The following is a 12,260-nucleotide window of genomic DNA, read 5'->3' on the forward strand; positions in this document are numbered from 1 at the left end:
GCGTTGCGGCCTAGTGACAGGGGAAGGAGAGCGCGTGGCGCGTGTCATGCGCCGCGTCATGCACGCTTTCTGGATAGGCGAAGCCCGCAAGCCAAACAAGGCCAAAGCCGAGAGTGAGCGCAACGACGGCGGCCTTCAGCGCGTCGAGTCTCGAAGCGGCGAAGGCGGTGGAATTAACGGATTTGACGTTCATATCGGTCTCCCTGCCGCCCCACCGGCGGCGATGCGATGCGCGCGGCGATCCGAAAACGATCGCCCTGACGGCAGGTCTCCTGGCTCCCGGGTCGTCGGACCGCGCCGCCTTCCCAAGCATCACGCTCAGTGGCAGATGGCGCGGACCTTGCCGGCTACAGTTGCGGGGGCAGCCGCGGAAAAAGGCGTAATGCCCGCGCCGCGTTCCCTTTTCACTTCTTGCGAAGGACCGTCTCGACTAGTCATATGCGCGGCTTAGGCTTCCGTCAAACGGGCAGAGGAGCGCTTGTGACCGAGATGAATGTAGACGACGAGGCGCGCCGCCATCGTCTCAAGATGGAGAAGCGCAAGGCCGTCCAGGACGCCGAGGTCGCCGGCAAGACGGTCGCCCGCAAAGGCTTGCTGATGGTCCACACCGGCGCCGGCAAGGGTAAGTCGACGGCGGCCTTCGGGCTGGCGCTTCGCGCGCTCGGCCATGGCTGGAAGATTGGCGTCGTTCAGTTCGGCAAGGGCCAGTGGCGCACCGGCGAGCGCAATATGCTCGAAAAGCTTGGCCAAGAGTTCGGTCAAGAATTCGGTCAAGTCGCCTGGCATACGCTCGGCGAGGGCTTCACCTGGGAGACCCAGGACCGCGCGCGCGACGCGGCGGCGGCGCGGCGCGCCTGGGAGAAGGCGCGCGAACTGATGGACGACCCTCACATTCGCCTACTGGTGCTCGACGAATTGAACATTTCGCTGCGCTATGAGCATTTGCCGCTGGAGGAGGTGCTGGGCGCGCTCGCCGCGCGTCGCGACGATCTCAACGTCGTCGTGACCGGACGCAACGCCAAGCCGGAGCTCATCGCCGCAGCCGATCTCGTGACCGAGATGACTCTCGTCAAGCACCATTTCGGCGCCGGCGTCAAAGCGCAGGAGGGAATCGAATTCTAATCTGGAGCCTATGCTCTGAAGGCCGCCGGCATATCGCTCTTGGCAGCGGCTCGCGTAGAGAATACGCTTTGCGGGCAGGCAGTTCCGTGACGGACAGGGACGCGCGCCAGCGACGCGAGCAGGCATCCCGAGGCGCGTCAGTCCTAGGCTGAACTCTCAACATCATCTGGACCCGAAAGCTCGATGGACGTTTACGGCGCGCTCCGCTTTTCCGCTGCGAGGATCTCCAACGAACTGTTTTCGGCGGGATCGATTTTTTCGGTCTATTCCCTGGCGACGACGTTTCTCATCGCCGTTGTCGCGCTGGCCTATCAGCGCAAGATGCGCCGGGGGCGCGTCAACCCGCGGGCCATGGCGCGGGCGATCTTCGACAAGCGACTTCTGCTATCCAAATCGTTTGCCGCGGACGTCAAGCTCTTCATCCTGAGCGTCGTTCTCATGCCGGTCGTGGTGGGCGCGCTCGTTCTATCGTCGAATGCCGTCGCGACGCTCGTGAGCGCCGCGCTGCGCGGTTCGTTTGGCGCTTTTGCGCCGGTCTCTTGCTGTGACCTTTCGATAAAGCTCTTCTCTACCGCTGCGCTCTTTTTGGCCTATGAGATCGGCTATTGGGTCGATCACTACCTCAAGCATCGAATTCCGTTTTTGTGGGAGTTCCACAAGGTTCATCACACCGCCGAGGTGCTTACCCCGGTGACGAACTTTCGCAATCATCCGATCGACAACATCATTTTCGGCTACATGCTCGCGACGTTCATTGGTGCCGCGTCAGGCATATTGGCTTGGGTCTTTGGGCGAACCACAGAATCCTTCACGGTCGACGGGAAGAACATCCTTTTCATCTTCTTCCTTTGGACGATCGGGCATCTTCAACATTCGCAGTTCTGGATTCCCTTTCGCGGGATTTGGGGACACGTCGTCCTAAGCCCCGCGCATCACCAGATCCATCATTCGACAGATCCGCAGCACTTCAATCGCAACTTTGGCAGCGTTCTCGCCATTTGGGACTGGATGTTCGGATCGCTCGAGATGCCATCGACCAAGAACCCGCGCCTTAAATACGGGGTCGAGGAAGACGCCGCGGACCCGCATTCGTCGCTCGGACTATTGGCGACGCCAATTTATAGAGCCGCCCTCGCGTTCTGGCGCGCGCTCGCCGATGCGTGGAATGCAGGGAGTGAGCGACTGGAGCAGCGACGTCAAAGGCTAAAGAGCACAGGCATATTATGAGCCGCATTCGCGCCGATTTGCTGCTTGTGCTGGCGGCGTTCATCTGGGGGACGGCCTTTATCGCCCAAAAAAACGCCGGCGAGCTTATGGGCCCCGTCACCTTCGTCGGCGTCCGTTTTCTCCTGTCGTGCGCCGCGCTCGCGCCGCTGGCGCTCTACGAGCGCCGTCACAGCGGCTCTCCGCTGAAAAAGGGCGATTTGCCTCTCGCCGGCCTTATCGGCTTTTGCGTCTTCGCCGCCGCCGCTTTGCAGCAAGTCGGCCTTGCCACGACAACGGCGACAAACGGCGGATTTCTCACGGCGCTATATGTCGTGCTCGTTCCAGTGTTCGTCTTTGCGCAGACCGGCGTTAGACCCCGGCAGGTCGTTCTCGTCGCGGGCCTCGGGTCTATCGCGGGCGCCTGGCTTCTCACGGACAACGCGCAGCTCCAGAGTTGGACGTCGGGCGACGCCTTGGTTCTGATTGCGGATATTGCGTGGGCGGCCGGGATCAGTCTCGTCCCGACCTTTCTCGCTCGTACCGATCGGCCGTATTTTTTGGCTTTCGCGCAGTTTGGCGTCATCGGCGTTCTTGGAACCGTCGTGGGCCTTGGCGCCGAGCCTTTTTCGCTCGATGGCCTGATCGCCGCCCTGCCGTCGATTCTCTATGCGGGGCTTTGCTCCGGGGGGATCGCCTTCACGCTTCAAATCGTGGCGCTCAACTATACGCCAGCGGCCGAAGCCGCGCTCATCATGTCGCTGGAGAGCGTTTTCGCAGCCTTGTCGGGCGCCATCCTGCTGTCCGAGCGCCTCACCGGGCCGGCGATGCTGGGCGGGTTGCTGATCCTGCTCAGCGCCGTCTTCGTCGAAGCTGGACCGGCCGCGCAAAATATTTGGGCGTCGCAATATTGGAGTCGGCTGTCGCAAGTGTGGAGTCGGGCGCGTTAGAGCAGGTTCCGAAAAAGTTGACAGACTTTTTCGAGGAGAACCTGCTCCAGCATTTTGATTTTGAGCGATTCCTTATCGATCACATGATTCCCTGTGATCAGGAAGCGCTCTAAGCGTCCGAAAAAGTGGAAGCCGACGCTCGATCACGTCGAGAACGTCGGCTCCAAAATGATCTGCGCGGTAACCGGCCGATCGCCCGCCAGAAAGACAAGGGCCGGGAGCTTGCGCGCCCGGCGAGTCTTTTCGGCAGGGGTATGTTTTACTGGATCATGCGGGCGGTAGAGCCAACGCCATCGCCCTGGATGCCGCCGCGGTTGCCCGTGCCGTTGGTTCCTTCAGGAGAAATCCAGTCCGGAACCCAGGTCAGAGCGACGACGACGAACGCGACGAAGGCGGCGATCCAAAGCAGCATCTTGCCGATATCGCCGGTATTGTGAACGTTGACGGCCATGCGTTTTCCCCCTGTTCTTGATTTTACGTGAATGCTTGCCGCATCGAGAGGGAGCCTAGCTTGTTTCCGATCGGATGGCAATGCGCTCTTGCGGGGGCTCAAAGCGCCGCCAAAAAATCAATATTACCGTTGAGATTCAAATCGTTAACATGCGACAAGAGGTCGCGGACGTTGCAAAAAATTAAGCGCATTTCCTGTCCTCGCGTTCCCTTCGAACGCCGATCCGCCAGCCACGCATCGAACGGCTAAAGCGTCCGCGCGGGTTGGTCGGCGGCGGCCCTTGCCGGACGTAGGCGCATCGCCTATAAGCGCGGCATTCCACAGGCGAGGGTTACGCGGCGTCTGCCTCAAGACGTCGCTCCGGTGGCCGGTTCTCCGGCCTCTTTCATCTCTCGCCGAGGTTCAACCGGAGAAAAGACACTATGGCTCTGCCCGATTTCACCATGCGCGGCCTCCTGGAGGCCGGCGCTCACTTCGGCCATCAGTCGCATCGCTGGAACCCGAAGATGGCGCCTTATATCTTTGGCGCCCGTAACAACATCCACATCATCGATCTCGCCCAGACGGTGCCGCTGCTCCATCAGGCGCTGAAGACGATTTCGGACACTGTCTCCAAAGGCGGACGCGTGCTGTTCGTCGGCACCAAGCGCCAGGCGCAGGAACAGATCGCCGACGCCGCCAAGCGGAGCGCTCAATATTACATCAATTCCCGCTGGTTGGGCGGCACGCTCACCAATTGGAAGACGATTTCCGGATCGATCACCCGTCTGCGCAAGCTCGACGAGCAGCTTTCGGCCGGCGCATCGGGCATCACCAAGAAAGAGCGCCTGCTGCTGACCCGCGAGCGCGACAAGCTCGAAAAGGCGCTCGGCGGCATCAAGGATATGGGCGGCACGCCGGATTTGATCTTCGTGATCGACACCAACAAAGAGCAGCTCGCGATCAAGGAGGCGAATCGCCTCAAGATTCCGGTCGTCGCCGTGCTCGACACCAATTGCGATCCGGACGGCGTCAGCCATCCGATCCCCGGAAACGACGACGCGGGCCGCGCCATCGCGCTCTACTGCGATCTCGTGGCGAGAGCCGCCATCGACGGCATTTCGCGCAGCCAGGGCTCGGTGGGAATCGATATCGGCGCCGATGAGTCGCCGGCGCTTGAGCCCGCCCTCGAGGCGCGCCCGGTGGTCCGCGAAGATTTGCGTCCCGCCGAGGTCGCCGGCGCGGAAGCAGATACGCCTGTCGAGGCCTTCGAATTGCTGTCGGCGCCGCGCGGCGCTCCGGACGATCTCGCCAAGCTGCACGGCGTCGGCCCGCAGCTCGTCAAAAAGATGAACGACGCCGGCGTCTACCACTATTGGCAGCTTGCCGCGATGACTCCGGCGGACGTCGAAAAACTCGACGGCGAATTGAAGTTGAACGGCCGCATTGCGCGCGACGGCTGGGTCGATCAGGCGAAGGCGCTCCTCGCAGCCTGATCAATCCGTCAAGTCCAATGCTTAAGACGCGCGCGCCGGTCCAGTGGGCCGGCGTCGTCGCATGACTCTCCGAGAAGGAATTTCAGCCATGGCTACGATCACCGCCGCCCTTGTGAAGGAACTGCGCGAGAGCACCGGCGCGGGCATGATGGATTGCAAGGCGGCGCTCACCCAGACGGACGGCGAGTTCGAAGCGGCGGTCGACTGGCTGCGCAAGAAGGGCCTCTCCAAGGCCGCGAAGAAAGCCGATCGCGTCGCCGCCGAAGGGCTTGTCGCCGCGCTCGTCTCAGAGAATTCGGGCGTCGTCGTCGAGGTGAATTCGGAGACGGACTTCGTCGCCCGCAACGCCGATTTCCAGACGCTTGTGAAGAACATCGCCGAAGTCGCCTTAAAGAGCGGCGCGAGCGACGTCGAGGCGCTCGGCAAGGAAGCCTATCCCGGCGGCGGAACAGTGAGCGAAGCGATCACCCATGCGATCGCGGGCATCGGCGAGAACCTGACGCTGCGCCGCGCCGCCGCGCTCAGCGTCGGCGCGGGCGTCGTCGGCCGTTACGTGCATGCGCAGGTCGTCGACGGCCAGGGCAAGATCGCGGTGATCGTCGCGCTCGAATCGACAGGCGACAAGGACGTGCTGGCGACGCTCGCGCGCCAGCTCGCGATGCATGTCGCCTCGGCCAATCCGCTGGCGCTTGACGCTTCGGGACTCGATCCGGCGACGGTCGAGCGCGAGAAGAAGCTGCTTGCCGAGAAGAACGCCGGCAAGCCGGAAAACGTGCTGCAGAAGATCATCGACTCTGGCATCAAGACCTACGCCAAGGAGGTCTGCATGCTCGATCAGGTCTCGAACCACCCGGATCACGGCGGCAAGAACGTCGCCCAGGCGGTCAAGGAGATCGAAGGCAAGGCCGGCGCGCCGATCGCCATCAAGGGCTTCGTGCGCTACGCGCTCGGCGAAGGCATCGAGAAACAGACGAGCGACTTCGCCGCCGAGGTCGCGGCGGCTGTGAAGGGGTAAGACATTCCTCCGCTTGTGGTGAAAAGGTTAGTGCGGGCCGGGGCGTTTACCCCGGCCTTTTTTTGTTTCCGCGAACCTCTCCGCGTCATGCCCGGCCTTGTGCCGGGCATCCACGGGTCTACTCAGCGGCGCCGCGTGGATGGCCGGGACAAGCCCGGCCATGACGGCTGAAAGTCCGCGCCGTCACTCCCCACACATCGCCGCCGCGACTTTCGCCTTCGCCTTATCCTTGGGGCCGAGTGCGCAAAGAAGATGCAATAGCTGTTGGCGATGCTTTTGGTTGTCGCGGCCTCGCGAAACAATCGCAGCCGCGCGGCGTTTAGCTCCTGACCTGATCTTCGTCGCAGGGCGAAGATCGAGCAGAGGGAGCAGCGCATGCGCGCCAAGAAGACCGCCGCCGACGCAACGATTCGCGGACCGCGCGTTGAGAGCGCGATCGACGCCGCGACCTCCGTGCTCGGCTTTGACGATGCGCCGTCCGCGCGGGAACTGCGCGATCCGCGCGAACTCTATCCCAAGCCGCCCTTCGAGAAGCAGACGCAGCCCTGGCCGGGTCTCGCCGGCCTCATGACGCCGCGTCCCGATCATGGCGAAGAGAGTTACCGAGGCTCGGGGCGTCTCCTTGGCCGCAAGGCGCTCATCACCGGCGGCGACAGCGGCATTGGCCGCGCCGCGGCGATCGCTTTTGCGCGCGAAGGCGCTGACGTCGCGATCAATTATCTGCCGGAGGAGGAGGCGGACGCGAAGGAGGTCATGGACCTCATGGGCGAGGCCGACGTCAATGCGGTGGCGCTCCCGGGCGATATTCGCGACGAAGGCTTTTGCCGCAAGCTCGTCGACGACGCGGCGCGCGATCTCGGCGGCCTGGATATTCTCGTCAACAACGCCGCGCGTCAGCATGCGCGCAAATCGATCCTCGACCTTACGACCGAGGATCTCGACTGGACGTTTCAAACCAATCTTTACGCGCTGTTCTGGATTACGAAAGCCGCGCTTCCGCACCTACAGCCGGGATCGTCGATCATCAATACGAGCTCGATCGTCGCCTTCGACCCTTCGCCGCATCTGCTGGATTATTCCGCGACCAAGGCCGCCATTCTCAACTTCACCAGATGTCTGGCGAAGCAGCTCGCCGACAAAGGCATCAGGGTCAACGCCGTCGCACCGGGCGCGTTCTGGACGGCCCTGCAGCCGAGCGGCGGACAGTTTCCCGATCACCTCGCCGAATTTGGCGCCGACACGCCGCTGGGCCGCCCGGGACAGCCGGCGGAGATCGCGCCGCTTTACGTGCTGCTCGCGTCCAGCGAAGCGAGTTTCGCGACAGGCCAGGTGTTCGGCGCGACCGGCGGCGAGGTGGGGCCGTAATCAAGTGTCGTGAATAACGCCCTGACCGGCGCGTGGCGGTTGGTTTGTTCTCCATGTCGGTGTCGGCATGTTTGGCTGAGTCGGCTCCCACGGGCTCGATACACAGGCCTCATCCAGAGCTTGGGTGACGCGCCTCACTTGCCGGCGCCGCCCGGCCTCCGTATGAAGAACGCGCCCCGCCTCAGCCAGCGAGATCCGCCTCATGTCCGACCTCACGTCGACGCGACGATTCAAGCGTGTGGTCGTCAAACTGTCCGGGGAAGCCCTGCAGGGTTCTGCGCCGCATGGTCTCGACGCCGTCACGATCGCCCGAATCGCCGCCGACCTCGCGACCGCCGCGGCGGCGGGACATGAGATCGCCGTCGTCGTCGGCGGCGGCAATTTCTTTCGCGGCATCAAGGGCGCCGACACCGGCATCGAGCGCGCGCGCGCCGATTCGATCGGCATGCTGGCGACGGTGATGAACGGGCTGGCGCTGGAGCAGGCGGTCGAAGGGCAGGGGCGGCAGGCGCGCTGCCTGTCCGCGGTCACCATGCCATCCATATGCGAATCCTTTTCGCGTCGCGCCGCCCTGCATCATCTGGCCAAGGGACGCGTCGTCATCGCGGCCGGAGGCACCGGCAATCCCTTCTTCACCACGGACACCGGCGCGGTGTTGCGCGCCGCGGAGCTCTCCGCCGACGCGGTGCTCAAAGCCACTCAGGTCGACGGCGTCTACACCGCCGATCCCAAGCGCGATCCCACCGCGGAGCGCTACGACCGTTTGACCCATGACGAGGCGATCGCCAAAAATCTGGCGGTGATGGATACGGCGGCCTTCGCGCTCGCCCGTGAGAACAAGATCCCGATTCTCGTCTTTTCGATCGCCGAGGCCGGCGCCATCGACGCGGCGCTTTCCGGTCGGGCGCGCGCGACCCTTGTTGCGCCGTAAGACCCTTTCGCGCCCGACGACAAATCGTGCAATAAATCTTGCGCCGCGGAGCCGCAGCGCCGGCGAAGGCGGCGGCGTGCGCCTTTTTGCCACGCCACGTTCGAAATTATAAGAAGCCGAGCCGCGCGAGAGTTCGTGAGAGCGGCGACAGATCAAAGACAGGTTGTGCACATGGCGGAAACTTTTGACCTTGCCGATATGAAGCGCCGCATGCAGGGCGCGGTCGCGACGCTCAAGCACGAATTCGGCGGGCTTCGCACGGGACGCGCCTCGACGAGCTTGCTCGATCCGATTCATGTTGAAGCTTATGGGCAGGTTTCGCCGCTCAATCAGGTCGCCACCGTCAGCGTGCCCGAGCCGCGCCTTCTTTCGGTGCAGGTGTGGGACAAGGCGTTGGTCATCGCCGTCGACAAGGCGATCCGCGAGGCCAATCTTGGTCTTCAGCCGACGGTGGAAGGTCAAAATTTGCGCATCCGCATGCCGGAACTGAACGAGCAACGCCGCAAGGAACTCGTTAAGGTCGCGCATAAATACGCCGAGGAGGCGCGGGTCTCCGTGCGCCACGTGCGCCGCGACGGCCTCGACATTCTCAAGAAGTTGCTAAAGGATCACGCGATTCCCGAGGACGACGAGAAGCGCCACGAACAAGAGGTGCAGAAGGCGACGGACGAGACGGTGAAGGAGATCGACGCCGCGCTCGCCGCCAAGGAAAAGGAAATCATGCAGGTCTAGGAAGCTGCGGCGTCGTCTGGCGCAGGTCCTATGGCCATTTGGAACTCGAATATGACGGAAAGCGACATTTTGGAGGCGCAAACGAACGCTCAGCGCGCGCGCACGGCGCCGCGTCATGTCGCGCTGATCATGGACGGCAACGGCCGCTGGGCGGCGAAGCGGGGCCTGCCGCGCTTCGAAGGACACCGGCGCGGCGTCGAGGCGCTGCGCCGCACCGTGCGGGCGGCGATCAAGCTCAATATCGGCTATTTGACCGTCTATTCCTTCTCGGCGGAAAACTGGTCGCGACCGCGCGAGGAGGTGGAAAGCCTTCTTACGCTGCTGCACCGCTTCATCCGCAACGATCTGGCGGAATTGCACGCGAGCAATGTGCGTGTGCGCGTCATCGGCGCGCGCGCCGACCTCGCACCCGACATCTCGGACTTGCTGCGCGAGGCCGAGCAGATGACGCAGGCGAACTCCGGACTCACACTCGTCGTCGCGTTCAACTACGGCGCGCGGCAGGAGATCGCGGCGGCGGCCCGCGCGCTTGCGGAAATGGTGGCGCAAGGCCGACTGAGACCCGAGGAGATCGACGCCGACGCGATCGCGCGGCGGCTGGACACCGCGGACATTCCCGATCCGGACCTGATCATCCGCACGTCGGGCGAACAGCGGCTGTCGAACTTCCTGCTCTGGCAGGCGGCTTACGCCGAATTCGTCTTCCTGCCGATTCTCTGGCCGGATTTCGACGAAGCGGCGCTTTCGGCGGCGATCGCCGAATACGCCCATCGGGATCGCCGGTTTGGCGGGCTTGAGGCCGCGGCGCGCAGCGCCAAGACCGCTTCATGACGGCGGATCGAAGCGACCTAAGCCGCGCCGGCCAGTCGCCTAAAAAACCGTCTGCCGGAGGCTTCGCCGACCTTGGGCCGCGCCTCGCATCCGCCGCAGCGATGGTCATCGCCGCCCTCGGCGCGCTCTATCTTGGCGGCGACGTCTTCGCGCTCTTCTGGCTGGCGGCCGCCTTCGCGGTGAATTGGGAGTGGCAGGGCTTGATCGGCGGCGACGGGCGCGCCGCCAGAATCGCCGTCGGCGGCGCGGCGGTCGCCGCCGCAACGGCGTTCGGACGCGTCTTCATGCCGGGCGCCGCCGCGCTCGCGATTGCGGTTTTTGCCCTTGCGGGCGCGGCGCTGGCGGGAGCCGAGCGTCGCCTCTGGGCGGCGACGGGCGTTGTCTACGCCGGCGCGCTCGCCTTCTCCGTATGTCTTTTGCGCGAGTCGCCCGATTTCGGCGCGCTCGCGATCGCCTTCCTGTTCGCCGTGGTCTGGGGCACCGATGTCTTTGCCTATTTTGGCGGCAGGCTGATCGGCGGACCGAAGCTTTGGCCGCGCGTCTCGGCCGGCAAGACATGGTCGGGCACGATCACAGGCGTTCTCTGCGGCGCATTTCTGGGCCTCGTCGCCGTCTATCTCGGCGCCGGCCCGCAACTTGCGAGCTGGCGTGTGTTCCTGGTCGGACTGGCCGCCGCCGCCTTCTCGCAAGTCGGCGATCTTTTCGAATCTTCGGTCAAGCGCCGCTTCGGCGTGAAGGACTCGAGCCAGCTTATTCCCGGCCATGGCGGCGCCATGGATCGGCTCGACGGCTTCATCTTCGCCAGCGCCTTCGCGGCGGCGGTGGGCCTGCTGCGCGGCGCGCCGTCGGTGGCGGCCGGTCTTTTCTTCTGGTAGGGCGGGACCCAATGACATTAGCAAACGGACAGTTTCACGCGCACGCCCCGGCCCAGCCGCCGGCGCCGGTCCCGCGCCGCATCGTGCTGCTGGGCGCGACGGGCTCGATCGGCCGCTCGACAGTTGACCTTCTCGAACGCGATCCGGAAGGATTTTCGGTGTCGGCGGTGGCGGGCGGCCGCGATGTCGAGGCGCTCGCGCGCGTCGCCCGCGCGGTCAGGGCCGAATTCGCCGCCATCCGTGACGAGAGCGCCTATGCGGCGCTCAAGGCGGCGCTCGCCGGGACCAACATTCAGGTCGCCGCGGGTCGCGAGGCGATCATCGAGGCCGCGCTGCGCGACGCCGATCTCGTGGTCTCGGCCATCGTCGGCGCGGCCGGCGTCGAGCCGACCTACGCCGCGCTCGCCGCCGGCCGCGACGTGGCGCTCGCCAATAAGGAATGTCTCGTCTGCGCCGGCGTGCCTTTCATGCGGAAGGCGGCGGAAATGGGCGTGCAACTGCTGCCGATGGACAGCGAGCACAACGCCATTTTCCAGGCGCTTGGCGGCGAGGACCCCTCCCGCATCGAACGCATGATCGTCACGGCCTCCGGCGGCCCCTTCCGCACCTGGAGCAAGGAGCGCATCTCCGAGGCGAGCGTCGAGGAGGCGCTCAATCATCCCAATTGGGCGATGGGCCCGAAAATAACCGTCGATTCGGCCGGCATGATGAACAAGGGGCTCGAACTGATCGAGGCTCATCATCTTTTCGGCATTCCGGCCGAAAAGCTCGAAGTCGTGGTCCATCCGCAGTCGATCATCCACGGCCTCGTCGCCTTTGCCGACGGCTCGGTGACCGCGGGAATCGCCGTGCCGGACATGCGCACGCCGATCGCCCACTGTCTCGGCTATCCTGATCGGCTGACGACCCCGACGCCGCGCCTCGATCTGGCGAAAATCGCCACGCTGACATTCGAGGCGCCTGATTTTGAACGGTTTCCGGCGCTCAAACTGGCGCTCGAGGTCCTGCGCGCCGGCGGCGGCCTGCCGACGGTGCTCAACGCCGCCAATGAAATCGCCGTCGAAGCCTTCCTCGATCGCCGCATTTCCTTCGACGGGATCGCTCGCCATGTGGCCGAGGCCTGCGAGGCCGCTTTGCGCGACGGAACCGCAAATGCGCCCGCAACAGTTGAGGATGCCCTCGCGGTGGACCATATTGTCAGAGAAAGATCACGATCGGCCTTGGCCGGGCGTGCCGCTTCAGGCATGTTGCTTCAGTGATCATGGCGCGCGCCGCCGGCAGGCTTGGCGCAAGCGAGACCTGCGAGACAG

13 protein-coding genes and 1 riboswitch are annotated in these 12,260 nt (G+C 64.2%); of the genes, 11 read left to right on the forward strand and 2 right to left on the reverse strand.

From position 1 onward, the window contains the following. Nucleotides 1–10: 10 nt before the first annotated feature. Nucleotides 11–193 carry a CbtB domain-containing protein gene (locus IYW40_RS18025; protein WP_196401652.1) on the reverse strand — a complete coding sequence of 61 codons (183 nt, stop codon included), beginning with the start codon at nt 191–193 and terminating at the stop codon, nt 11–13. A 51-nt stretch (nt 194–244) separates the two neighbouring features. Further along, nucleotides 245–441, reverse strand: a riboswitch (cobalamin riboswitch). 48 nt (nt 442–489) lie between these two features. Here IYW40_RS18025 and cobO point away from each other — a divergent pair. From cobO to IYW40_RS18040, 3 genes are all read left to right on the forward strand, one after another. After that, complete coding sequence (gene cobO, locus IYW40_RS18030) at nt 490–1,122, forward strand: cob(I)yrinic acid a,c-diamide adenosyltransferase (protein ID WP_196402210.1); 633 nt, start codon at nt 490–492, stop codon at nt 1,120–1,122. 183 nt (nt 1,123–1,305) lie between these two features. Then, nucleotides 1,306–2,349 (forward strand): sterol desaturase family protein, encoded by a 1,044-nt coding sequence (locus tag IYW40_RS18035; RefSeq protein WP_196401653.1) that lies wholly within the window; start codon nt 1,306–1,308, stop codon nt 2,347–2,349. Continuing rightward, nucleotides 2,346–3,275, forward strand: a complete 930-nt coding sequence (locus tag IYW40_RS18040; protein WP_196401654.1) for a DMT family transporter — start codon at nt 2,346–2,348, stop codon at nt 3,273–3,275. Before IYW40_RS18035 ends, IYW40_RS18040 begins: the two co-directional genes overlap by 4 nt. A 259-nt stretch (nt 3,276–3,534) precedes the next feature. On the opposite strand, the gene IYW40_RS18045 is transcribed toward IYW40_RS18040, so the two are convergent. Then, nucleotides 3,535–3,726: a hypothetical protein gene (locus IYW40_RS18045; protein WP_196401655.1), complete on the reverse strand. Its 192-nt coding sequence runs from the start codon at nt 3,724–3,726 to the stop codon at nt 3,535–3,537. A 422-nt stretch (nt 3,727–4,148) separates the two neighbouring features. On the opposite strand from IYW40_RS18045, the gene IYW40_RS18050 reads away from it, so the two are divergent. The 8 genes from IYW40_RS18050 (at nt 4,149) to dxr (ending at nt 12,209) form a co-directional block, all read left to right on the forward strand. After that, nucleotides 4,149–5,201: a 30S ribosomal protein S2 gene (locus tag IYW40_RS18050; RefSeq protein ID WP_196401656.1), complete on the forward strand. Its 1,053-nt coding sequence runs from the start codon at nt 4,149–4,151 to the stop codon at nt 5,199–5,201. 88 nt (nt 5,202–5,289) lie between these two features. Further along, complete coding sequence (gene tsf / locus IYW40_RS18055; protein ID WP_196401657.1) at nt 5,290–6,216, forward strand: translation elongation factor Ts; 927 nt, start codon at nt 5,290–5,292, stop codon at nt 6,214–6,216. 375 nt (nt 6,217–6,591) lie between these two features. Continuing rightward, nucleotides 6,592–7,581 (forward strand): SDR family oxidoreductase, encoded by a 990-nt coding sequence (locus tag IYW40_RS18060; protein ID WP_246720902.1) that lies wholly within the window; start codon nt 6,592–6,594, stop codon nt 7,579–7,581. 202 nt (nt 7,582–7,783) lie between these two features. Beyond that, nucleotides 7,784–8,512 carry a UMP kinase gene (gene pyrH / locus IYW40_RS18065; protein ID WP_196401658.1) on the forward strand — a complete coding sequence of 243 codons (729 nt, stop codon included), beginning with the start codon at nt 7,784–7,786 and terminating at the stop codon, nt 8,510–8,512. A 171-nt stretch (nt 8,513–8,683) separates the two neighbouring features. Then, entirely contained in the window at nt 8,684–9,244 is a 561-nt protein-coding gene (gene frr / locus IYW40_RS18070; RefSeq protein WP_014892614.1) for a ribosome recycling factor, read from the forward strand. 51 nt (nt 9,245–9,295) lie between these two features. Next, entirely contained in the window at nt 9,296–10,075 is a 780-nt protein-coding gene (locus IYW40_RS18075; RefSeq protein ID WP_123177459.1) for an isoprenyl transferase, read from the forward strand. Then, complete coding sequence (locus IYW40_RS18080) at nt 10,072–10,950, forward strand: phosphatidate cytidylyltransferase (protein WP_196401659.1); 879 nt, start codon at nt 10,072–10,074, stop codon at nt 10,948–10,950. The genes IYW40_RS18075 and IYW40_RS18080 overlap by 4 nt, the downstream gene beginning before the upstream one ends. Nucleotides 10,951–10,961: 11 nt before the next feature. Then, complete coding sequence (gene dxr, locus IYW40_RS18085; protein ID WP_196401660.1) at nt 10,962–12,209, forward strand: 1-deoxy-D-xylulose-5-phosphate reductoisomerase; 1,248 nt, start codon at nt 10,962–10,964, stop codon at nt 12,207–12,209. Nucleotides 12,210–12,260: the final 51 nt, after the last annotated feature.

It is taken from the genome of Methylocystis sp. H4A (assembly GCF_015709545.1).
In the GTDB taxonomy this organism is placed as follows: domain Bacteria; phylum Pseudomonadota; class Alphaproteobacteria; order Rhizobiales; family Beijerinckiaceae; genus Methylocystis; species Methylocystis silviterrae.